Below are 22,047 nucleotides of genomic sequence, written 5' to 3'. Positions count from 1 at the left end.
TGCTAGCCGGTCCCGTGGCACAACTGTTCGCCCGGACGTCACGGAGAGTTCGCCCGCCGGTCGCCGCTCAGCCGGCCAGCACGTCGGTGCGGGCGATCTTGTCCGCGAACGTCTGGCAGCGCCGGTCCCAGAGCGGCCAGAACCAGCCGAGCAGGCAGGGCAGGGTGTCGAGCAGGTGGGCCAGGTCGCGCAGGAACGAGTGCAGCGGGCCGACCGGGGTGGTGCTGTCCAGCCCGAAGAGGTGCAGGTCCATCAGCCGGCGCCCCCAGCTCTGGCCGGTCCGTCCGGCCAGGTACCAGCGGTTGTAGCCGAGCAGTCCAAGCGAGAGCGCCGCCAGCCCCAGCTGCAGTCCGGTCGAGCCGGGGGCCACCACGCCCGCGACGATGTTCGGCGCCGCGCAGGCCAGCCAGTCGATCAGGAACGAGATCACCCGCACCGACCAGGGGGCGTAGCTCACCGGATCCTCCCACCTGTCCGCCGACGACCGTCCCTCCCAGCCTGCGGCCCGCCGGGGCCGTCGCAAGCCCGCAGCGGCCAACCGGTCGATCCGCCGTCAGCAGGCGGCCCGGGCCCCGGCGGCGGTGGTGGTGAGCAGGTGGCGGATCCGGTTCGCCTCCGGGACGCCGAGGCGGCTCGCCAGGGTGAGGGCCTCGCGGAGCTGGGCGGCGCCCTCGGCGGCGTGGCCGGCCCGCAGGTCGCCCTCGCCGAGGCCGGCCAGGGCGCGCAGCTGCTCCAGCGGCGAGCCCACGGCCAGCGCCGCCTCCAGCGCGGTGGCGAACTCGCCGCGGGCGCGCTCCGGGGCGCCGGCCGCGGCGAACAGCCGGCCCAGGATGTTGCGGGTCTCCGCCTCGCCCACCACGTCCGAGCGCTCCCGGTTGAGCGCGAGCGCCGCCCGCAGGTGCTGCTCGGCCCCGGCCCGGTCGCCCAGGGCCAGCAGCACGTCGCCCAGGTACGCCAGCACCCGCGACTCGCCGAACCGGTCGCCCTGCTCGCGGTAGAGGGTGAGCGCCGCCCCCAGGTTCTCCGCCGCCGCCGCGTGCCGCCCGGTCGCGTGCCGCAGCACGCCGAGGTAGGCGACGGTGTTCATCCGCCCGCGCGCCTCGTCCAGCTCGTGGTACATCTCGCTGGCCCGCAGCAGGTCCTGCTCGGCCTCCTGGTACTGGCCGGTGACCAGCCGCACCGCGCCGACCGCCATCAGCGCGTTCGCCTGCCCGATCCGGTTGCCCAGTCCCCGGTACAGGGCGAGTGCCTGACGGTGCGTCGCCTCGGCCGCCGGGTAGCGGCCGGTCAGCTGCTGCAGCGACCCGAGGCTGGCCAGCGCGTACGCCTCGCCCGGCCGGTCGCCGCGGGAGCGGCAGATCGCCAGCGCCTGCTGCAGGCTGGCCTCCGCGCCGCGCAGGTCGCCGGTGAGCTGCTGGATCATGCTCAGCTCGCTCAGCGCCGCGGTCTCCCCGGTCCGGTTGCCCAGGTCCCGGTAGAGCGCCAGCGCCCGGCCCGCGTGCCCGGTCGCCTCGGCGTAGTCGCCGGTGATCCGGCCCAGGATGCCCAGCTGGCTGAGCGCCTCCGCCTCGCCCGGCAGGTCCCGGGCCCGGCGGGCCAGCTCCAGCGCCGCGGTGAACTGCTCCAGCGCCCGCGCGTTGTCGCCGAAGGTGCGGGCCAGCGCGCCCAGCTGCACCAGCGCGGCCGACTGGCCGGTGGCGTCGTCCAGCTCCCGGAACAGCTCCAGCGCCCGGCGCAGGTGGGCCCGCCCGATCTCGTGCTCGCCGGTGAGCCGCTGGAAGGTGCCCAGGTGGGTGAGCGCCTCGGCCTGACCGAGCCGGTCGCCGATCCGCTCGGCCGTCTCCAGCGCGGTCCGGTGCAGCAGCCGGGCCTGGTTCCAGTGGCCCTGTGCGCGCAGGAAGTCGTGCAGCGCGGCCGGCAGCCGGACCGCGTACTCGGGGTGGCCGTGGTGCGCGGCGAACTCCACCGCCGCCTGCAGGTTGTTGCGCTCCGCCTTCAGCCAGGCGCTGGCCTCCTGCTCGTCGGTCATCGCCGGCACCGCGGTGCGCTGGGCCGGCACGCCCCAGCGCCGGCTGGCCAGGTGGCGGCCGGCCTCGACGGTGGTGGCCAGGTAGCAGTCCAGCAGCCGGGTGACCGCGGCCCGGCGCACCTCGGGGTCGTCCCCGGCGCCGAGCGCCCGGGCGTGCTCGCGGATCAGGTCGTGCATCCGGTAGCGGCCGCGGACCGGCTCGTCCACCAGGTGGTGGTCCTCCAGCTCCTCCAGCAGCCGGCGCACGGTGGGCAGGTCGGTGCCGTCCAGCGCGGCCGCCGACCGGGCGTCGAAGTGGTCGCCCGGGTAGAGGCCCATCCGGCGGAACAGCCGCCGCTGAGCCGGCGTCAGGTCCCGGTAGGAGAGGTCGAAGGCGGCCGCCACCGAGACGTCCTCGGCGCTGAGCGCGGCCAGCCGGCCGGTGGCGGCGGCCAGGTCGGGCACCAGGTCGGCCACCGACCAGGCGCGCCGGTGCCGAAGCCGGGCGGCGGTCAGGTGGATGGCCAGCGGCAGGAAGCCGCAGAGCCGGACCAGCTCCACCACGGCCGGCTGGTCCGGGGCCAGGTCGGTGCGCCCGGCGGTGGCCGTGAACAGCTCGGCCGCCTCGTGCGGGGGCAGCACCCCGAGCGTCATCGGCACCGCGTCGCCCAGGGCCGGCAGCCGGCGCCGGCTGGTCACCAGCACCAGGGAGCCCGGGGTGCCGGGCAGCAGCGGGCGGACCTGCTCGCTGCCGCTGGCGTCGTCCAGCAGCAGCAGCATCCGGCGCCCGGCCAGCCGGCTGCGCCACAGGTTGGCCCGGGCGTCCAGGTCCGGCGGGATCTGCTGCGGGGCCACCCCGATGGTCAGCAGCAGCGCGTAGAGCGCCTCGGCGGGGGCGACCGCCGGGGTGCCGGGGGTGTGCGCGTGCAGTGGCAGGAAGATCTGCCCGTCCGGGAAGTCGGCGGCCAGCCGGTGCGCGGCGTGCACGGCGAGCGCGCTCTTGCCGACCCCCGGCATGCCGTCCAGCACGTGGATGCCGACCAGTCCGCCGCCGGCCCGCCCGGCGCGGCAGGCGGCCAGCAGGTGCTCCAGCTCCTCGTGCCGCCCGGTGAAGCCCGCCACGTCCCGGGGCAGTCCGGCCCCCGCGGCGACCGCCAGGCCCGGCTCGGGTTCCGGGAGCGGCACCGGGGCGGACGGCTCGGGAGCGCCCCGGTCGCCGTTCAGCACCTCCTGGTGGGCCGCCCGCACGCTGGGGCCGGGCTCGATCCCGAGCTCGTCGATCAGGGTGCCGCGCAGCCGCCGGTAGACGGCCAGCGCCTCGGCCCGCTGGTCGGTGCGGTGCAGGGCGAGCATCAGCTGGCGGTGGAAGGACTCGCGCAGCGGGTGCTCGGCGGTCAGCCGGCCCAGCTCCGGGATCAGCCCGTGCGGGCGGCCGAGCTCCAGCTCGGCGTCGAACTGCCACTCCAGTGCCTGCAGCTGCAGCTCGCGCAGCCGCTGCACGTAGGGCTCGGCCTCCTCGGCCATGGCCGGCAGGTCGGTCAGCGGGGTGCCGCGCCACAGCCGCAGCGCCTCGGCGGTGAGCAGGCCGACCCGCGGCCAGTCCTCCTCGCGCCGGGCGGTCCGGGCGGCCTCCAGCCGCTCGGTGAAGACTTCGCTGTCCAGTTCCTCGGGGGCTACCTGGAGCACGTACCCCGGCGGTACGGTGCGCAGGCGGAGCGGTCCACCGGGGCCGAGCAGCCGGCGCAGCTGGACCACGTGGTTGTTGAGCGACGTGGCGGCGGTGGCGGGCGGATTCTCGCCCCAGAGCGCGGCGGTCAGTCGGTCCCGGGAGACCACCCGGTTCGGCTCCAGCAGCAGCACGGCCAGCAGGGCCCGGACCTTCGGCGAGCTGACCGGCAGCGTGCCGCCGTCCGCGCGCTGCACCGAGAGGGGCCCGAGCAGCCCGAAGCGCAGCGTCTCGCCGGGCGCGGCGGAGCCGCCCGGACGGGCCTGACCGGCCCCCTGTTGATGGTCCATTATCCGGATGTTACCCGGCCGTGAGCGGCCTGCCGCAGACTCGTCACGACCGAGCCCGGCTGGGTCGGTGCCGAACAGGGGAGGGCACCGACCCAGCCGGTCCGGATCGGCTGCACCGCTCACGAGGGAGGTAGTCCGATGGCGACCCAGCCGTCCACCATGCGGCGCGACACCACCTGGATCTGACCCCAGCCGGGTCGGCTCCGCACCGGCCGTCAGTTGCCCGCCGCACCGGGGGCTGACGGTCCCGAACACTCTCCGCACCCCGCACACCCGCGGCAACACGCCGTCGCTCGGCCGACAGTGCCGAGTGGGACGGCCCTGGTCGGGTAAGTGTTGGACACAGCAGGGGCCGCCGTGGTCCCGGAGCCGTGAGGGGTGTGAGGTCATGACCGACAACGCCACCGAGTTCGCCGTCGACGCACTGGACCCCGAGGACCTGGAGTCCGGGGCGGACGAGCAGCTGCCGCCGCGGGCCGAGCTCCCGCTGTCCGCCGCCGCCGACGTGGCCGACGCCTTCGAGCAGACCCGCCAGGTCCCGGTGGACGACGACGAGTACCCGCGCTGACCCGGCCGCGCCGGTCCGGGCCCGCCCGCGGCCGCCGGAGCGCCCGCCGCCGTCGCCCGGCGTAGCGTGGAGCAATAGTGCGGAACGGGCCGTCGCAGACCGGGCCCGCGGGCCGCGAAGGCGCCCACCGCGAACCCTCCCGTGGAGGCCGTCATGAGACTGCAGGACGAACTTCCGGTCGACCACCGCCTGGGCCGGGTCTACCGGTACGGCGCCGGCGTCGCCGGTCTGCTGCTGCTGATCTGGGGCTGCTTCGGCCTGGCCGGCAACCCCGGGTTCCTCGACACCCAGGGCACCAACGTGGCCGGCATGTCCAGCAACGGAGCGCTGGGCCTGCTCTCGGTGATCTTCGGCGCGATCCTGATGATCGGTGCGGTGATCGGCGGGAACATCGCCTCCTGGATCAACATGGTGGTCGGCCTGATCTTCTTCCTGGCCGGCTTCGTCGGGCTGATCGCGCTGGACAGCAGCTGGAACCACCTGGCCTTCCGGATGGCCAACGTGCTCTTCAGCTTCGCGTTCGGACTGGTGATCGCCACCTTCGGCATGTACGGCAGGGTCAGCGGGCGCCTGCCGCACGACAACCCGTACTGGCGCCAGCGGCACGGCGGTGACCAGCGGGAGGAGGAGGAGATCGCCGGGCGGTGGCACGTGCCGGCGTTCAAGACCGTGCTCAAGCCGACCGTGCACCACTGAGCCGGTGCCCGACCGCTGACGCGCCGCCGACGGTCGGGCCGGGGCGGCCCGGGCCCGACCATGATGGAGCGCATGAGCTCTCCCTCCTCCGCGCAGCGGGCCGAGATCGGCGTGATCGGCGGCTCCGGCCTCTACGCCCTGCTGGACCGGGTCACCGAGACCACCGTCGGCACCCCCTACGGAGCGCCCAGCGACTCGCTGTTCCTCGGCGAGATCGCCGGGCGCTCCGTCGCGTTCCTGCCCCGGCACGGCCGCGACCACCGGCTGCCGCCGCACCGGATCAACTACCGGGCCAACCTCTGGGCGCTGCACGCGCTGGGCGTGCGCCAGGTGCTGGCGCCGTGCGCGGTGGGCGGCCTGCGGCCCGGGTACGGCCCGGGCACGCTGCTGGTGCCGGACCAGTTCGTGGACCGCACCAGTGGCCGGGCGCAGACCTACTACGACGGGCTGCCGCTGCCGGACGGCTCGGTGCCCGAGGTGGTGCACGTCTCCGCCGCCGACCCGTACTGCCCGGCCGGGCGGGCCGCCGTGCTGGCCGCCGCCCGGGCCCGGGACTGGCCCCCGGTGGACGGCGGCACCCTGGTGGTGATCGAGGGACCGCGGTTCTCCACCCGGGCCGAGTCGCGCTGGTTCTCCGCCAACGGCTGGTCGGTGGTCGGCATGACCGGGCACCCCGAGGCCGTGCTGGCCCGTGAACTGAGCCTCTGCTACACCTCGTTGGCACTGGTCACCGACCTGGACGCCGGGGTGGAGGCCGGTGAGGGGGTGACCCACGCCGAGGTGCTGGCCGAGTTCGGGCGCACCGTGGACCGGCTGCGCGGGGTGCTCTTCGCGGCGGTCGAGTCGCTGCCCGCCACCCGCGACTGCGTCTGCTCGCACGCACTGGACGGGGTGACCACCGGACTGCCCGGCTTCTAGGGCCCGGCCGTCCGGTGGTCACCGGTCCGCCCCCGGGCGCCGTCAGAACGCGGAGTGGGCGAACCAGTGGTCGAGCAGGTGCTGGTCGCCCGCGGTCGCGAGGCGGGCGTCGGCGGGCCGCAGTCGGCCGTAGGCGAGCAGCAGCAGGTCGGCGGCGGTGCCCTGCACGCTCGCGTCGGGGGCGCCGTGGTCGGCCGGGTCGACCAGGCCGAACCCGTCGGTGCGCAGCTGGACCGTCCAGTCGCCGTCCTGGTCGGTGGCCCGGAAGCGGATCGTCCGGCCGGTGTCGCGCAGCTCGGCCACGCCCTTCGCGAACAGGCCCGCGTAGGGCAGGTTGACGAGGAACTCGTCGACGCCGTCGGCCGCGAGCGCGCCGTCGACGGCGGGCACCAGGCCGAGCGCGAGCTCGGCGTCGACCCGGTGCACCAGGGTCTCGAACAGCATCCGGCGGGCCCAGAACCGGGCGTGCTGGTCGGCGCCCCAGGCCCACATCGCCGCGTCCGCCTCGGTGCCGGCGAAGGCCCGGGCCGCCACCTCGGCGCTGCGGGCCAGCCAGTCGGGGTAGTCGGCCGGGTCGGCGGGCAGCTGGAGGTCCACCTCGCGGCTGGTCGGCGGCTGCTGGATCCGCTGCTCCAGCAGCCGGGCGAACCAGCGGTGCACGCTGCCGGCGTGCCGGACCAGGTCGGTCAGGGTCCAGCCCGGGCAGCTGGGCACCTCGGTGGTCAGGTCGGCGTCGCGCACCACGGCGACGAACCGCGCGGTCTCGGCGGCCACCGCGGCCTGGTGGTCGGAGCTGGTGAGGGTGGGCATGGGGTGGCTGCCTCTCTGGAGCGCGGGACGGTGCTGCCGATAATACTTCACCACATCAAATGTTCAGGTGTTCACCGGCCAGGATCCCCGACCGGGTTCGGGCCGGCAGCGGGTCGTCCGGCACCACCCTGGTCCAGGGGTGCGGGTGCGGGACGGCGGGCAGGTGGAGCGCGGCCCGGACGGCCGCTTCGGCGGCGGTGTCGCCGGCCGCGTCCCGGGCCTGCTGGATCCGCAGGTCCAGCAGGCCGCTGTCGCCGGTCGGCTGCCGGGCCTGCTCGAGGAGGGCGAGCACGTGCTGCAGCTGGGCCAGCTGCGCCGCCATCGGCTGCGCGGTCCGCTCGCCCCAGGAGCGGGCCCGCAGCGCCTGCAGGGTGTCCCGGGTGGCGCCGGCCAGGCCGTCCAGCCAGGCCCGGTTGTCGGCCGGGGCCCAGAAGGCGGGCGCGTTCGGCTCCGCCCGCCACCCGGTCCAGTACCCGGACAGCGCCCGCAGGTAGGCGAGCTGGTCCGGGTCGAGCCGGGCCGGGTCCTGGCGCAGCGAGCGGGTGACCACCCGCCAGGAGTCCAGTGCGCAGACCGCCCGCGGCCGGGCCGGCGGCTGCCAGGCCCGCTCGTCCGGGGCGTCGTTCTGCACCAGTACGCCAGTGGGCAGCAGCCAGTCGTCCAGGACGAAGTCCGCCTCGCGCAGGGCGCAGGCGCGGGCGACCTCGGACCGGAGCCGGTCGGCTCCCGGGAAGGCCTGGTCGGTCAGCGGCACGGTGGCGAAGACCTCGTCGGTGTGCGGCTGCCCGCACGGCACGCGGGCCACCCGGTCGCTGCCGGGGTCGGAGACCGGGACGTCCGCGGCCGACTCCGGCGAGAAGAAGCAGTCGCCGACCCGGAGCACGTCGAACGGGACCAGCTGGTACGCCGGCGGCGGTGCCGTGCGGCGCAGGAGGGCGGCGTGCTCCGGGCGGCCCCGGTCGCCGCCGAGCAGGGCCAGGCCGAGCAGCGCCGCTTGCAGGAAGGACAACAACAGGTGATGACGCATCGTCGGCCCCCCGGTCCGTCGATTCTCCTGACGGCATCATCCCATCGGGCGGCCTCCGTCAATCCGGGGCCGGACCGGGTCCGCCGTCCAACTGGCCAGCAGCCGCAGGGCGTCCGCGGTGGGCGAGCCGGGCTCGACGTTGTAGACGCACAGGGTCTGCTCCGGGTCGCCGGGCGGCTGGAAGGACTCGTAGGCGAAGTGCAGCTCGCCGACCTCGGGGTGGTGGTAGGTCTTGTTGCCGTGGGTGCGGCGCAGCACCCGGTGGTCGCTCCACCAGGTGGTGAACTCGGGGCAGCGGAGCGTGAGTTCGCCGACCAGATCGGCCAGCCTGCGGTCGTGCGGGGAGCGGCCGGCCTCCAGCCGCAGGATCGCCACCGTCTCGGCGGCGATCCGGGCCCAGTCGCCGACCTTCTCCCGGGCGGTGGGGTCGAGCAGGTAGTACCGGGCCAGGTTGCGCCGGGTGGCCGGCAGCGCGTCGAAGTCGGTGAGCACCTCGCGGGCCAGCCGGTTGGTGGCCAGCACGTCGGTGCGCCGGCCGATCACGAAGGCCGGCACGTGCTCCAGGGTCTGCAGCATCAGGTGCAGGCCGGGCCGCACCCGCTGCGGGGCGGTGCCGGTCTGACGGGCCGTCGCCGGGCGGTTCAGCAGGTCGTCCAGGTGCTCGCGCTCGACCGGGTCCAGCCGCAGCGCCCGGGCCAGCGCGTCCACCACCTCGGCGGAGGGGTGACCGGACCGACCCTGCTCCAGCCGGGTGTAGTACTCGCTGCTCACCCCGGCGAGCCTGGCGACCTCGTCCCGGCGCAGGCCCGGCACCCGCCGCGCCCGCGGGCCGGCCGGCAACCCCACCTCCTCGGGGGAGATCCGGGCCCGGCGGGAGCGGAGGAAGTCGGCGAGCTCGCTGCTGCGGTCCATGACCCCATTGTGGGGCGGCGGTTCGGGGCCGCGGCGCCCGCAGGGTGGCCCTGCCAGTACCTGTTCCGGCCGTACCCGTTCCGGGTGGGCCAGCCAGTGCGCTCCGGCGGGCGGCCGCCGGTGGTCGGATAGAACCACGGCGACCGGGAGTCGGCCGCCGGAACACCGAAACCCCTGCCACGAAGGTGCGTTCCCATGTCTCTGCACACCCCTGCCCAGCCGCTCGGCGGTCGCGTCGCGGTGGTCACCGGCGCTTCCAGCGGGATCGGCGCGGCCACCGCCGAGAAGCTGGCCGCGCTCGGCGCCCGGGTCGCCCTGCTGGCCCGCCGCGCCGACCGCCTGGAGGAGCTGGCGACCCGGATCGAGAAGGACGGCGGCAGCGCGCTGGCGATCCCCGTCGACGTCACCGACGCCGCCGCGGTGCGGGCGGCCGCCGACCGGATCCGGGCCCGCTTCGGCAGCGCCGACCTGCTGGTCAACAACGCCGGGGTGATGCTCCCCGCGCCGGTCGAGGAGCTGGCCACCGACCAGTGGCAGCGCCAGATCGACCTCAACATCAGCGGCCTGATGAACGTGATCGGCGCCTTCACCCCGCACCTGGTGGCGGCCGCCGCCGAGCGCGGCGTGGCCGACCTGGTCAACACCTCCTCGATCGCGGCGCAGAACATCTTCCCCACGTTCGCCGTCTACTCCGCGACCAAGGCCTACGTCAGCCACCTGTCCCGGCACCTGCGGGCGGAGCTGGGCGCCAAGCAGGTGCGGGTCTCGACGGTCGAGCCGGGGATCGTCGAGACCGAGCTGCAGAGCCACGTCACCGACGCGGGCGCGCAGCAGTGGCTGTCCCACTCGCGGGAGACGATGGAGTGGCTGGCGCCGCAGGACGTGGCCGACACGATCGGCTTCCTGGCCGCGCTGCCGCCGCGGGCCAACCTGCAGCAGGTCACCATCATGCCGACCGGGCAGCCCGCCTGAGCCGGCGGGCGCCCGCCGGCGGACCGTCAGGCGGGGGTGTCCTCCAGGCGGAAGCCGACCTTGACGGTCACCTGGTAGTGCTTGATCTCGCCGTCCTCCACGTGACCGCGCACCTGCACCACCTCGAACCAGTCGATGTTGCGCAGCGTCTGGGCGGCCCGGGCCAGGGCGTTGCGGATCGCGGCGTCGGTGCTCTCGTGCGAGGAGCCGACGATCTCGGTCAGCCGGTAGGTGTGCTCGGTCATCGGTGCCTCCGGGGCGGGGTGCGGGGCGGCTGTTCCCTCCACCGTGACCCATCGGGCCCGGCCCCGCGAGCGGGACCGGGCCGGGCGGGTCCCCGGGCGCAGGGGGCGGTCGCCGCCGGGTGTTACGGAAGTCCTACGGTCCCGGTCGGGACGGGCCGGGCACCCCGCCGGGCTGCCTATGCTCGACGGATGACCGAGACTCCCGCGCCGCCCGCCGCCCGGATCCTGGTGGTGGACGACGACCCCACCGTGGCCGAGGTGGTGGCCGGCTACCTGCTCCGGGCCGGCTACGCGGTGGACCGGGCCGCCGACGGCCGCACCGCCCTGGTGCGCGCGGAGCGCGGCCGACCCGACCTGGTGGTGCTCGACCTGATGCTGCCCGAACTGGACGGCCTGGAGGTCTGCCGGCGGCTGCGGGCCGACGGCGGCTCGGGCCCGGCCGTGCTGATGCTGACCGCCAAGGGCGAGGAGGCCGAGCGGATCCTCGGCCTGGAGCTGGGCGCGGACGACTACGTGACCAAGCCGTTCAGCCCGCGCGAACTGGTGCTGCGGATCGGCGCCGTGCTGCGCCGCCGGGGCACCGGCGCCGCGGTGCCGGCCGGCACCGCCGTGCTGCGCGCCGGCGACCTGCGGCTGGACCGGGCGGGCCGCCGGGCCTTCCGCGGTGAGCGCGAGCTCGCGCTCACCCAGCGGGAGTTCGACCTGCTCGCCTTCTTCCTGCAGCAGCCCGGCCAGGCCTTCGGGCGGGAGGAGCTGATGCGGCAGGTCTGGGGCTGGGACTTCGGCGACCTGTCCACCGTCACGGTGCACGTGCGCCGACTGCGCGAGAAGGTCGAGGACGACCCGGCCGTGCCGAAGCTGATCAGCACCGTCTGGGGCGTCGGCTACCGGTTCGACCCGGCCCAGGGCGGTGCGGCGTGAAGGACCTGCTGCTGATCGCGCTCTTCGCGGCGCTCGGGGCCGGCGCCGCCGGACTGGTCGGCTGGCCCGCGGTGCGCCAGCTGCGCCGCCGCTCGGTGGCCCTGTCGCTGTTCGCGGTGGCCGTGGTCACGGTGGCCGCGATGACGGCCGGCACCCTGGCGGTGGCCCAGGCGATGTTCCTGTCCCACCACGACCTGGGCGTGGTGATCACGGTGACCTGCATGGCCGCGGTGGTCTCGCTGCTCACCGCCGCGGTGCTGGGCCGCCAGGTGGTGGCCGGCAGCCGGGCGCTGACGCTGGCCGCGCGCACCGTCGGCAGCGAGGACGGCTTCGCCGCACCGCACGCTCCGCTGGGCGCGGAGCTCGCCGAGCTGAGCGCCGAGCTGGCCGCCACCAGCGCCCGGCTGGCCGAGTCCCGGCAGCGCGAGCAGGCACTGGAGTCGTCCCGCCGGGAGCTGGTGGCCTGGATCTCGCACGACCTGCGCACCCCGCTGGCCGGGCTGCGCGCCATGGCCGAGGCGCTGGAGGACGGGGTGGCCGAGGAGCCGGCCCGGTACCACGCGCGGATCCGCACCGAGGTGGACCGGCTCACCGGCATGGTGGACGACCTGTTCGAGCTCTCCCGGATCCAGGCCGGCGCGCTCACCCTGAGCCTGTCCCGGGTCTCGGTCTACGACCTGGTCGGCGACGCCATCGCCGGCGCCCACCCGCTGGCCCGCGAGCGCGGGGTGCGGCTGACCGGGGACCGGGTGGAGCCGGCCCCGGTGCACGTGGACGGGCGGGAGATCACCCGGGTGCTGGGCAACCTGCTGGTCAACGCGATCCGGTCCACCCCGGCGGACGGGGTGGTGGCGGTCGCGGCCCGGCGGGAGGCGGACCGGGTGGTGCTCTCGGTGACCGACGGCTGCGGCGGGATCCCGGAGGCCGACCTGCTCCGGGTCTTCGAGACCGGCTGGCGCGGCGGCGCGGCCCGCACCCCGCGCCCGGCGCGGTCCGGCGCGGTGCAGCACCACGGGGACACCGGGGCCGGCCTGGGGCTGGCGATCGTGCGCGGGATCGTCGAGGCGCACGCGGGGTGGGCGAGCGTGCGCAACGTGGCCGGCGGCTGCTGCTTCGAGATCGCGCTGCCGGCCGCCCCCGTGCCGGCCGGCTGAGCCCCGGCGCGTCCGCGGCAGGGGGCGCGGCCCGCCGGTCAGGGGTGGTGGCGGGCGCGACCCCTGGAAATCCTGGTCCGGGGTTGACGGCGCGGACGAGCGGGGGAGAGCCATGGCGCGGGTGCGGGCGGGCGGGCTGGAGATCGAGTACCGGGAGACCGGGGAGCCGGGGGCGCCGGTGCTGCTGCTGATCGCCGGGATCGGGGCCCAGCTGACCAGCTGGCCGGCGGAGTTCTGCGCCCTGCTGGCCGGGCACGGGTACCGGGTGGTCCGGTTCGACAACCGGGACAGCGGGCTGACCACCACGCTGGAGCCGCGGGCCGGCTACCGGCTCACCGACCTGGCCGACGACACGGTGGCGCTGCTGGACGCGCTGGCGGTGCCGGCCGCGCACGTGGTGGGCTCCTCGATGGGCGGGATGGTGGCCCAGCACCTGGCGATCGACCGTCCGGAGCGGGTGCTCAGCCTCTGCTCGATCATGTCCCGGCCCGGCGACCCGACCAGCGGGCAGCCCCGCCCGGACGTGCTGGCGGCCACCTCCGCGCCGCCGTCCAGCCGGCCGGACGAGGCGGTGGCGAGCGTGGTCTGGTTCCAGCAGCTGGTCGGCTCGCCCGACTACCCCGTGCCGGAGCAGGAGCTGCGGGAGGCGGCCGCGCTGGCCCACCGGCGCGCCCACCGGCCGGACGGCTCGCTGCGCCAACTGTTCGCGATCCACGACTCCGCGGACCGCACCGCGGGCCTGCGCGGGGTGACCGCGCCGACCCTGGTGATCCACGGCGAGCAGGACCCGCTGGTCGGACCCACCGGCGGCCGGGCCACCGCCGCGGCCGTTCCCGGCGCCGAGCTGTGGCTGGTGCCGGGCATGGGCCACGACCTCCCGCGGGCGCTGTGGCCCGCGCTGGCGGCCCGGATCGCGGCGAACGCGGCGGCCGGGGACCGGCGGTCCGGGGCGCTGGGCGGATAGCGGCCGTCCGTCATCCGAACACCGTTGGGTTCACTCGAACTGATGATTGATCATCGAATCTGCTGCATCCGGCCGCCGAGCTGCCTACATTGTGCCGCGCGGGGCGAGCCCGGGGGGCCGTCCCGGCCGTCCGCACGCCGTCCGGGAGGGGACCAGCAGTGGCAGTCGAGAACACCCGAGACCCCGCGGCCGAGGGCGGCCTGAGCCGCCGTCGGCTGCTCGCCGGATCCGCCGCGCTCGGCGGCGCGGCCTGGCTGCTGCGCGGGGTGATCACCCCGGAGAGCGCCCTGGCCGACGTCGGCGGACCGGCCGTGCCCGCCCCGCCCGCCTTCCCGGCCGGGATCGAGGTCTACCGGCAGACCTTCGAGAACTGGGCCGGCGAGCTGCACGCCGACCAGCTGTGGACCTGCGCCCCGCAGACCCCGCAGGACGTGGTCACGCTGGCCGACTGGGCCCGGGCCCAGGGCTGGCGGCTGCGGGCCCAGGGCTTCCGGCACACCTGGGCCCCGCTGACCGTGGCCGACGCCACCCCGGCCGACAGCGCCGTGCTGCTGGTCGACACCACCCGCCACCTCACCGCGGTCGCCGCCGCCGGCACGGCCGGCGCGCCCGCGGTCCGGGCCCAAGCCGGCGCGAGCATGGAGCAGGTGCTGGCCGAGCTGGCCGGCCGCGGCCTGGGCGTGACGCACTGCCCGGCCCCGGGGGACGTGACGGTCGGCGGCGTGCTGGCCATCGGCGGCCACGGCACCGCCGTCCCCGCCGTCGGCGAGAGCCCGCTGCCCGGCCACGGCTACGGCTCGGTCAGCAACCTGGTCACCGAGCTCACCGCGGTGGTCTGGGACGCCGGCGCCGGGGCGTTCGCCCTGCGCACCTTCTCCCGCGCCGACCCTCAGTGCGCCGCCCTGCTGGTGCACCTGGGCCGGGCCTTCGTCACCGAGGTGGTGCTGCGCGCCGGGGCCGACCAGAACCTGCGCTGCCAGAGCCGGGTCGACATCCCGGCGGACGAGCTGTTCGCCCCCCAGGGCACCGGCACCGGCCGCCAGTTCGCCGACTTCGTGGACCGCACCGGCCGGGCCGAGGCGATCTGGTACGCCTTCACCGACCGTCCCTGGCTGAAGACCTGGAGCGTCACCCCGGCGCAGCCGCTCGGCTCCCGCGCGGTCGACCAGCCGTACAACTACCCGTTCTCGGACAGCATCCCCGCCCCGGTCGCCACCCTGGCCGGCCAGCTGATCGGCGGCTCGTGGGGCCTGGCGCCCACCTTCGGCCAGCTCCAGTTCCTGGTCACCGAGCTGGGCCTGACCGGCGACCTGACGGACGTGCTGCTCTCCGGCACCCTGCTGCGCGACCTGCTCACCCTGGACGCGGTCACCCACCTGTTGGCGGACGGCCTGCACTCCGACCTGTGGGGCCCGTCCCGCACCGTGCTGCAGTACGTGCGGCCCACCACGCTGCGGGTCACCGCCAACGGATACGCCGTGCTGTGCAGCCGCGCCGACGTCCAGTGGGTGGTCCACCAGGTCACCACCGGCTACCAGCAGCTGCTGACCCAGTACCAGGGCGCCGGCCGGTTCCCGGTCAACGGCGCCGTCGAGATCCGGGTCACCGGTCTGGAGGACCCGGCCACCTGCGGGGTCCCCGGGGCCCAGCCGCCGCTGCTCTCGGCGATCCGGCCCCGCCCGGACCACCCGGAGTGGGACACCGCGGTCTGGTTCGACGTGCTCACCCTGCCCACCACGCCCGGCCTGCACCAGTTCGGCCGCGACCTGGAGCAGTTCCTGTTCGCCACCTTCGACGGCACCCGGGCCGCCGTCCGGGTCGAGTGGTCCAAGGGCTGGGCCTACACCGCCGATGCCACCTGGGCCGATCCGGTGGTGCTCGGCACGCTGATCCCGAACAGCCACCGGGCCGGCGGCGGCCCCGGGTGGGACGCGGCGGTGGCCACCCTGACGGCGCTCGACCCGTACGCCGTCTTCAGCAACCCGTTCCTCGACCAGTTGCTGCGCTGACGGGCCGTCCGAGCGGGCGGGCCGGGGGGTCGCCCGGGCGACCCACGGGGCCGGCCGCCGGGCCGGTCCCCGGTCGGTCGGCGGCCGCACAGCAGAATGTCCGCCATGTCCACAGCGCACGGGGGTCCCGGCGACCCCACCCCGAGCACCCACGAGCTCGCCGAGCAGCTGCACCGGCGGCTCGACCGGATAGAGGCCCTGCTGGCCGGCGAGGGCACACCGGTGGCCGTGGCCGGTGCCGACGCGCCCGCGCCGGTCTGGCGGACCGAGACCGAGGCCGAGCAGCGCTGGGCGGTCACCGCGGCGATCCTGTGCGCGGTGGTGCTGCAGCTCTTCCTGCCGGCCCGGCTCAGCATCCACCCGCGCTGGATGCTGCCCGCCCTGGAGCTGGGCCTGCTGATCGCGCTCGCGGCGATGAACCCGCACCGGCGGCTGGCCCGCAGCTCGCGGGTGCTGCGCTCGCTCAGCCTGGCGCTGGTCGCGGCGATCAGCCTGGCCAACGGCTGGTCGGCGGTGAAGCTGGTCCGCGAACTGCTGCACGGCGGCGGAGCGGCCGGGGCGCTCAGCCTGCTCGGCACCGCCGGCGCGGTCTGGGCCACCAACGTGATCGCGTTCGCGCTCTGGTACTGGGAGTGGGACCGGGGCGGCCCGGTCGCCCGGGCCCAGGGCGTGGCCGACTACCCCGACTTCCTCTTCCCGCAGATGCAGCAGAGCGGCGTCGCCCCGGCCGAGTGGGAGCCCGGCTTCCTGGACTACCTGTACGTCGCGTTCACCAACGCCACCGCCTTCAGCCCGACCGACACCATGCCGCTGTCCAGCTGGGCCAAGCTGACCATGATGCTGCAGTCGGCGATCTCGCTGCTCACCGTGCTGCTGGTGGTGGCCCGGGCGGTCAACATCCTGCAGTGAGCCCGGACCAGCCGCCGACCGCCTCCCCCGGGCGGGGGAGCGGGTCCGTCCCGGTGGTGGAGGTGGGGGCGGCGGTCCGGCTGGGAGCGTGGGAGGCGCCGGGCGGCCGCCGCCCACCGAGCCCGAGGAGCCGACCATGTCCGTCGCCACCACGATCACGGACCGCCTGCACGGCCGCCGCGCCGAGGGCGTGCCCCGCTGGGCGGCCCGGGCCGCCCTCGCGGTCACGCTCTGCACCCTGCCGTCCTGCCTGTGGCGGATCGCCGCCTTCGCGCTGGACGCACCGCTGGTGGAGCGCGGCGCCACCGCCCCGGCCGGGCACGGCCCGGAGCTGGTCGGCGCGAGCTGGTGGTACGTGAGCGTGCTGAGCCTGGTCAGCGAGGCGCTCGCGCTGCTGGCGTACGGCCTGGTCAGCCGCTGGGGCGAGGTCTGGCCCCGGTGGGTCCCGGGCCTGGCCGGCCGGCGGGTCCCGGTGGCGGCGGCGGTGGTCCCGGCCGGCCTGGGCGCCACCGCGCTGCTGGTCTTCCCGTACGCGCTGCTGATGTTCGCCCGCGGGCGGATGCTCGACGGCAGCCACGCGGTCGGCCTGGTCACGCACGGTGCGCAGACGGTGGCCTTCTGGGTCGCCTACCTGCCGCTGGCCGCCTGGGGGCCGCTGCTCGGCGTGCTGACGGCGCACTACTACCGCCGTCGGCGGCGGACCGCCCCGTCGGCCCCGGCCGCGTGACGGGTGACCCGGTGCGGGCCCGGCGGGAGAATGGACCGGTGAGCGTAGACGAAGCCCGCCAGGCCCGGCCCAGCCCCGCGCTGCGGCCGTACGTCGCCCGGTACTCCGGGTACCGCCAGGCGGGCGTGGCCCCCGCGGTGCACCGCGGCCTGCCCTCCCCGTACCTGACCCTGATCCTCACCCTGGACGACCCGCTCACCCTGGCCGCCCACCCCGACCCCGCCCAGCGCCCCGACTCCTACTGGACGCTGCTCGGCGGCCTGCACACCGCACCCGCCCTGATCACCCATCAGGGCCGGCAGTCCGGCGTCCAGGTCGCGCTCAGTCCGCTGGGCGCCCGCGCGCTGCTCGGCCTGCCGGCCGGCGAGCTGGCGGGCGCCGACCACCCCGCCGACGCGGTGCTGGGCGACTGGGCCCTCGAAGGCCGGGACCGGCTGCGGTCGGCCGCCGACTGGGCCGGCCGGTTCCGCGCGGTGGACCGCTGGCTGCTGACCCGACTCGGCCGGTCGGCCGACCCGGCCCCCGAGGTGGTGCGCGCCTGGCAGCTGCTGCTGGCCGGCGGCGGCCGCACCGGGGTGGCCGAGCTGGCGGCCGAGGCCGGCTGGAGCCCGCGCCACCTGTCCGAGCGGTTCCGGACCGAGACCGGGCTGGCCCCGAAGGCCGCCGGGCGGGTGATCCGGTTCGACCGGGCCCGTCGCCGGCTGGCCACGGCCCGACCGGGGTCGCTGGCCGACCTGGCCGCCGACTGCGGGTACGCCGACCAGGCGCACCTGGCCCGCGAGTTCCGGGCGCTGGCCGGCTGCCCGCCGAGCCGCTGGCTGGCCGAGGAGGGCCCGGCGGTGCGGCGGGCGGCGGCCGCCGGGTAGCTCCGAAACGTCCAAGCGCGCCGGGCGGCCGCGGCGGAAGCTGGAGGCAGCCGGGACCGCACGGGCCCCGGCGCAGCCGACCGGAGGTGTGACCGCCATGACCGAGGAGCAGAGGGCGCCGCAGGTGTGGCCCAGTCTGCGGGCCGCCGACGCCCGCGGCCTGATCAGGTTCCTGACCGAGGCCTTCGGGTTCCGGGAGAACGTGGTCTACGGCGAGGGTGCGCAGGTGGACCACGCGGAGCTGGACTGGCCGGAGGGCGGCGGCGTGATGCTGGGCTCGGCCCGCGAGGACGACGGGGCCCGCCGGATGCCCGACCCGGGCACCTTCAGCGCGTACGTGGTGACCGACCACCCCGACGAGCTCTGCCGCCGGGCCAGGGCCGCCGGCGCGGAGATCGTCACCGAGCCGTACGACACCGACTACGGCTCGCGCGACTTCGCGGCGCTCGATCCCGAGGGCAACCGCTGGTACTTCGGCACCTACCGGGGCGCCCCCCGAAAGGGTTGACCGCGGCCCGCCCGGAAATACCGCGCCGCCGCCGCGGGCTGTGCCTGGTGGAGGTGGCGTTCGATGAGCGAGCAGCAGGAGTACCGGGTCGAGCACGACTCGATGGGCGAGGTGCTGGTCCCGGCCGGGGCCAAGTGGCAGGCGCAGACGCAGCGCGCGGTGCAGAACTTCCCGGTCTCCGGGCAGCGGCTCGGCCGGGCGCACATCGCGGCGCTGGCCCGGATCAAGGGCGCGGCGGCCAAGGTCAACGCGGAGCTCGGCATCCTGGACGGGGCCGCCGCCGAGGCGATCCGGCAGGCCGCGGCCGAGGTGGCCGACGGCCGCTGGGACGCCGAGTTCCCGGTGGACGTGTTCCAGACCGGCTCCGGCACCTCGTCCAACATGAACGCCAACGAGGTGATCGCCACCCTGGCCGGCGAGCGGCTGGGCCGCCCGGTGCACCCGAACGACGAGGTCAACGCGAGCCAGTCGTCCAACGACGTGTTCCCCTCCTCGATCCACGTCGCGGCCACCGCCGCGGTCACCGAGGACCTGCTGCCCGCGCTGGACCGGTTGGCCGGCGCGCTGGAGGCGAAGGCGGCGGAGTTCGCCACCGTGGTCAAGGCCGGCCGCACCCACCTGATGGACGCCACCCCGGTGACGCTGGGTCAGGAGTTCGGCGGCTACGCCGCGCAGGTGCGGTACGGCCGCGAGCGGCTGCTCGCCACGCTGCCCCGGGTGGCCGAGCTCCCGCTGGGCGGCACGGCGGTCGGCACCGGGATCAACACCCCGCCGGGCTTCTCCGCGGCCGTCATCGCCGAGCTGGCCCGCGCCACCGGCCTGCCGCTGACCGAGGCCCGCAACCACTTCGAGGCCCAGGGCGCGCGGGACGCGCTGGTCGAGCTGAGCGGCCAGCTGCGCACCGTCGCGGTCGGCCTGACGAAGATCGTCAACGATCTGCGCTGGATGGCCTCCGGTCCGCGCACCGGCCTGGGCGAGCTCAACCTGCCCGACCTGCAGCCGGGGTCCTCGATCATGCCGGGCAAGGTCAACCCGGTGATCCCCGAGGTGGTGGCCATGGTGGCGGCCCAGGTGGTGGGGAACGACGCCACGGTGGCGATGGCCGGCGCCAGCGGCTCCTTCGAGCTGAACGTGATGCTGCCGGTGATCGCCCGCAACCTGCTGGAGTCGATCCGGCTGCTGGCCAACGCGAGCCGGCTGCTGGCCGAGCGCACGGTGGCCGGCACCACGGCGAACGTCGAGCGGGCCCGCGGCTACGCCGAGTCGTCACCCTCCATCGTCACCCCGCTGAACCGGTACATCGGCTACGAGGAGGCGGCCAAGGTGGCCAAGCAGTCACTGGCCGAGGGCAAGACGATCCGTCAGGTGGTGGTGGAGCGCGGCTACCTGGAGCGCGGCCTGCTGACCGAGGCGCAGCTGGACCAGGCGCTGGACGTGTTGCGGATGACCGCGCCGTAGCGCCGTAGCATGACCCGGCAGGTCGCCGGAGCGGTGGGGGAGACGAGCGATGACCGGGTTCGAGCAGGCGTGGACGGCCGCGCCGGTGGCGGTGCGGCGGTGCCTGGAGCTGGCGCACCAGTCGCTGCGGGCGGGCGGACTGGCGGTGGGCGCGGTGCTGGTGGACGGCGCGGGCCTGGTCCGCGCCGAGGGCCGCAACCGCGCGTACGACGGGCCGGGCGGTGACGACCCGCTGCAGGGCACCCCGCTGGCGCACGCCGAGTTGAACGCGCTGGCCGTGGTCCGCACCGGCACCGCGCTGGGCGGGCTGACGCTGTGGAGCACCCAGCAGCCGTGCGACATGTGCGCCGCCGCGCTGGCCTTCACCGGTGTCGGCGCGGTGCGGCACCTGGCGCCGGACCCGTGGGCGCTGGCCACCGGCCGGTCCGGGAGCACCGCCGGCGACGGCGAGCCGGAGTGGCTGATCGCCGCCAACCTGCTGTTCCTGCAGAGCATCGCGGACACCGGCGGACCGGACCACCCCACCGTCCGGCGCTCCCGCACCCTGGAGCCCGAGACCACCGCCCTGCTCACTCCCGCCCCGACCGCGGCCGGCTCGGTCCCCGAGCACCTCGCTCCCCTCTGGTCCCGGATCCGCACGGCGGCCACCACCCGCACCAACCGCCTGATCCGAACCGCCGGAGCACTCAACTCCGTTATGCCCAAATGAATATGACGACGGGTCAATTCGCTGAAGTGATTGTGGCAGTCGCGCTTTTGCCCCAAGCTGATGACATGTCCGCCGCAGCCGGAGTGCTCGGCGGAGTGCGGCGCCATTCCCCTCTGCCACAGGGCAGTTGACGGCAGCCACGGAGGCCGGCGAGCCCTGCCGGGTCCGGGTCGAACACGCCCGCGGTCGCGCCGCTCCCCGTGTCCAGCTACCCGTGGAGAAGTCATGCCCAAGAACTGGAGCACCGTCCTCGCCACGCTCGTCGCGGCGTCAGGCCTGTTCGCGGTCGCGGCAGCGCCGGTCCAGGCGGCGAGCCCGGCGGGCCCCGCCCGTCCGGACGCCCACCGGCTCAAGCCCCGCCCGCACGCCACCGCGCCGGCCGTGATCGGCGGCGCGCTGGTCAACCACGGCGGCCCGGTGCAGTCCGCGCCGCAGGTGTACGTCGACTACTGGGGCTGGGGGTCGGACCCGAGCGGCGAACAGGGGTACCTCAACCGCTTCCTCTCCTCGGTCGGCAGCACCCCGTGGCTGACGACCGTCAACCAGTACGGCGCCGGTGCCGCCGCCGTGCTGGCCGGCGCCTGGTCGGACCCGGCCGCGGTGCCCGCCAGTCCGACCGACGCCCAGATCCAGGCGGAGGCGGTGAACGCCGCGAACCACTTCGGGACCGGCACCTCGGTGAACGTCCAGATCGTGGTGGCCACCCCGAGCGGACACTCGACCGCCGGCTTCGGCAGCAGCTGGTGCGCCTACCACGGCGCCGTGGCGGCCCTGCCCAACGTGACCTACACCGACCTGCCCTACCTGACCGACGCCGGCAGCAACTGCGGGGCGGGGTCGGTCAACGGCGCGAACGGTGAACTGGACGGCGTCAGCATCGTGGAGGGCCACGAACTGGCCGAGGCGATCACCGACCCGCTGCTGAACGCCTGGACCGACGCCGGCGGCAACGAGATCGGCGACAAGTGCGCCTGGACCGGCCTGGCCAACCTGACCACCTCGGCGGGCACCTTCGCGGTCCAGCCGCTGTGGAGCAACAGCGCGAACGGCTGCGTGCAGGCCACCGCCAACCCCAACCTGCTCTCCTCCCCGGGCTTCGAGCAGAGCGTCGCGGGCTGGCAGCGGCTGGTGCCGCAGGGCGGGATCGTGAACTGGGCCAACTACAACACCGCCGCGGGTGCCCCGGCGCCCGCCCACGACGGCACCGGCTACCTGGCCACCAACACCAACATCGGCGGCGGCTCCGTCTACCAGGACGTCCCGGCCAACGTCGGGAGCGGTGCCGTCTACCGGGCCTCGATCTGGCTCTCCTCGCAGTCCGGCGGCGCCACCGGCACCTTCTGCCTCTGGGGCCTGGGCGCCAGCAACACCAACAGCTGCACCGCCTACAACGTCAACTCCGCCACCGGCTACCAGTACCTGCAGGTGACCTACAGCGTGAACCAGCCGATCAGCACGCTGCGGTTCCAGATCTACCCGACGGCCAACGGCGGCACGACGGACATGGACACCGCGAGCCTGGTCCGGATCGGCTGACCCGGACCGGCCCGGACGCCGGGCGCCCGCCGGGGGGGGGGGCGGGCCCCCCCGGGCGCCCCCGCCGCGGGGGCGGGCCCCCCCCCCGGCGGTATTAAAAAAAAACATGCCCCC

21 protein-coding genes are annotated in these 22,047 nt (G+C 75.7%); 15 read left to right on the top strand and 6 right to left on the bottom strand.

What is annotated here, in order from left to right; all coding sequences use genetic code 11:
• Nucleotides 1-67: 67 nt before the first annotated feature.
• Together ACFW1A_RS09705 and ACFW1A_RS09700 are read right to left on the bottom strand one after the other, a co-directional pair.
• Nucleotides 68-457 (bottom strand): RDD family protein, encoded by a 390-nt coding sequence (locus ACFW1A_RS09705; RefSeq protein ID WP_380406881.1) that lies wholly within the window; start codon nucleotides 455-457, stop codon nucleotides 68-70.
• Between the two features lie 96 nt (nucleotides 458-553).
• Nucleotides 554-4,024 carry a BTAD domain-containing putative transcriptional regulator gene (locus ACFW1A_RS09700; RefSeq protein WP_380406879.1) on the bottom strand — a complete coding sequence of 1,157 codons (3,471 nt, stop codon included), beginning with the start codon at nucleotides 4,022-4,024 and terminating at the stop codon, nucleotides 554-556.
• Nucleotides 4,025-4,412: 388 nt separating this feature from the next.
• Here ACFW1A_RS09700 and ACFW1A_RS09695 point away from each other — a divergent pair, with 388 nt between their 5' ends.
• From ACFW1A_RS09695 to ACFW1A_RS09685, 3 genes are all read left to right on the top strand, one after another.
• Complete coding sequence (locus ACFW1A_RS09695) at nucleotides 4,413-4,592, top strand: hypothetical protein (RefSeq protein WP_380406877.1); 180 nt, start codon at nucleotides 4,413-4,415, stop codon at nucleotides 4,590-4,592.
• A gap of 153 nt (nucleotides 4,593-4,745) precedes the next feature.
• Nucleotides 4,746-5,288: a DUF4383 domain-containing protein gene (locus tag ACFW1A_RS09690; protein WP_380406875.1), complete on the top strand. Its 543-nt coding sequence runs from the start codon at nucleotides 4,746-4,748 to the stop codon at nucleotides 5,286-5,288.
• Nucleotides 5,289-5,351: 63 nt separating this feature from the next.
• Nucleotides 5,352-6,206 carry an S-methyl-5'-thioadenosine phosphorylase gene (locus ACFW1A_RS09685; RefSeq protein ID WP_380406912.1) on the top strand — a complete coding sequence of 285 codons (855 nt, stop codon included), beginning with the start codon at nucleotides 5,352-5,354 and terminating at the stop codon, nucleotides 6,204-6,206.
• 42 nt (nucleotides 6,207-6,248) lie between these two features.
• On the opposite strand, the gene ACFW1A_RS09680 is transcribed toward ACFW1A_RS09685, so the two are convergent.
• From ACFW1A_RS09680 to ACFW1A_RS09670, 3 genes are read right to left on the bottom strand one after another with little or no spacing between them, the layout of a single operon-like run.
• Nucleotides 6,249-7,016, bottom strand: coding sequence for a maleylpyruvate isomerase family mycothiol-dependent enzyme (locus ACFW1A_RS09680; protein ID WP_380406873.1), 768 nt, complete (start codon nucleotides 7,014-7,016; stop codon nucleotides 6,249-6,251).
• 55 nt (nucleotides 7,017-7,071) lie between these two features.
• Entirely contained in the window at nucleotides 7,072-8,025 is a 954-nt protein-coding gene (locus tag ACFW1A_RS09675) for a hypothetical protein (protein ID WP_380406871.1), read from the bottom strand.
• A 54-nt stretch (nucleotides 8,026-8,079) separates the two neighbouring features.
• Complete coding sequence (locus tag ACFW1A_RS09670) at nucleotides 8,080-8,955, bottom strand: helix-turn-helix transcriptional regulator (RefSeq protein WP_380406869.1); 876 nt, start codon at nucleotides 8,953-8,955, stop codon at nucleotides 8,080-8,082.
• A gap of 195 nt (nucleotides 8,956-9,150) precedes the next feature.
• Here ACFW1A_RS09670 and ACFW1A_RS09665 point away from each other — a divergent pair, with 195 nt between their 5' ends.
• Nucleotides 9,151-9,927 carry an SDR family oxidoreductase gene (locus ACFW1A_RS09665; RefSeq protein WP_380406867.1) on the top strand — a complete coding sequence of 259 codons (777 nt, stop codon included), beginning with the start codon at nucleotides 9,151-9,153 and terminating at the stop codon, nucleotides 9,925-9,927.
• A gap of 26 nt (nucleotides 9,928-9,953) precedes the next feature.
• Here ACFW1A_RS09665 and ACFW1A_RS09660 read toward each other — a convergent pair whose 3' ends face one another.
• The gene (locus ACFW1A_RS09660; RefSeq protein ID WP_380406866.1) at nucleotides 9,954-10,172 is read right to left on the bottom strand and encodes a dodecin; all 219 of its coding nucleotides are present in this window, start codon (nucleotides 10,170-10,172) and stop codon (nucleotides 9,954-9,956) included.
• 189 nt (nucleotides 10,173-10,361) lie between these two features.
• Here ACFW1A_RS09660 and ACFW1A_RS09655 point away from each other — a divergent pair, with 189 nt between their 5' ends.
• The 11 genes from ACFW1A_RS09655 to ACFW1A_RS09605 all read left to right on the top strand — a co-directional run bounded on the left by ACFW1A_RS09655 (nucleotide 10,362) and on the right by ACFW1A_RS09605 (nucleotide 21,933).
• Nucleotides 10,362-11,093, top strand: coding sequence for a response regulator transcription factor (locus ACFW1A_RS09655; protein WP_380406864.1), 732 nt, complete (start codon nucleotides 10,362-10,364; stop codon nucleotides 11,091-11,093).
• A complete protein-coding gene (locus ACFW1A_RS09650; RefSeq protein ID WP_380406862.1) occupies nucleotides 11,090-12,247 on the top strand; it encodes a sensor histidine kinase in 1,158 nt (385 codons plus the stop codon). Before ACFW1A_RS09655 ends, ACFW1A_RS09650 begins: the two co-directional genes overlap by 4 nt.
• Before the next feature lie 112 nt (nucleotides 12,248-12,359).
• On the top strand, nucleotides 12,360-13,211 hold the full coding sequence (locus tag ACFW1A_RS09645; RefSeq protein ID WP_380406860.1) for an alpha/beta fold hydrolase: 852 nt from the start codon (nucleotides 12,360-12,362) through the stop codon (nucleotides 13,209-13,211).
• 254 nt (nucleotides 13,212-13,465) lie between these two features.
• The gene (locus tag ACFW1A_RS09640; RefSeq protein WP_380406910.1) at nucleotides 13,466-15,220 is read left to right on the top strand and encodes a cholesterol oxidase substrate-binding domain-containing protein; all 1,755 of its coding nucleotides are present in this window, start codon (nucleotides 13,466-13,468) and stop codon (nucleotides 15,218-15,220) included.
• Between the two features lie 105 nt (nucleotides 15,221-15,325).
• A complete protein-coding gene (locus ACFW1A_RS09635; RefSeq protein WP_380406858.1) occupies nucleotides 15,326-16,129 on the top strand; it encodes a hypothetical protein in 804 nt (267 codons plus the stop codon).
• 136 nt (nucleotides 16,130-16,265) lie between these two features.
• Nucleotides 16,266-16,856: a hypothetical protein gene (locus ACFW1A_RS09630; protein ID WP_380406856.1), complete on the top strand. Its 591-nt coding sequence runs from the start codon at nucleotides 16,266-16,268 to the stop codon at nucleotides 16,854-16,856.
• A gap of 38 nt (nucleotides 16,857-16,894) precedes the next feature.
• The gene (locus ACFW1A_RS09625) at nucleotides 16,895-17,722 is read left to right on the top strand and encodes a helix-turn-helix domain-containing protein (protein ID WP_380406855.1); all 828 of its coding nucleotides are present in this window, start codon (nucleotides 16,895-16,897) and stop codon (nucleotides 17,720-17,722) included.
• A gap of 97 nt (nucleotides 17,723-17,819) precedes the next feature.
• A complete protein-coding gene (locus ACFW1A_RS09620; RefSeq protein WP_380406853.1) occupies nucleotides 17,820-18,230 on the top strand; it encodes a VOC family protein in 411 nt (136 codons plus the stop codon).
• Nucleotides 18,231-18,293: 63 nt separating this feature from the next.
• Entirely contained in the window at nucleotides 18,294-19,688 is a 1,395-nt protein-coding gene (locus ACFW1A_RS09615) for a class II fumarate hydratase (RefSeq protein WP_380406851.1), read from the top strand.
• A 49-nt stretch (nucleotides 19,689-19,737) separates the two neighbouring features.
• The gene (locus ACFW1A_RS09610; RefSeq protein ID WP_380406849.1) at nucleotides 19,738-20,397 is read left to right on the top strand and encodes a nucleoside deaminase; all 660 of its coding nucleotides are present in this window, start codon (nucleotides 19,738-19,740) and stop codon (nucleotides 20,395-20,397) included.
• A gap of 225 nt (nucleotides 20,398-20,622) precedes the next feature.
• The gene (locus tag ACFW1A_RS09605) at nucleotides 20,623-21,933 is read left to right on the top strand and encodes a hypothetical protein (RefSeq protein ID WP_380406847.1); all 1,311 of its coding nucleotides are present in this window, start codon (nucleotides 20,623-20,625) and stop codon (nucleotides 21,931-21,933) included.
• Nucleotides 21,934-22,047 lie beyond the last annotated feature (114 nt).

The organism is Kitasatospora sp. NPDC058965, assembly GCF_042741245.1.
Lineage (GTDB): Bacteria > Actinomycetota > Actinomycetes > Streptomycetales > Streptomycetaceae > Kitasatospora.
This window is presented reverse-complemented; position numbering and strand designations above follow the sequence as displayed.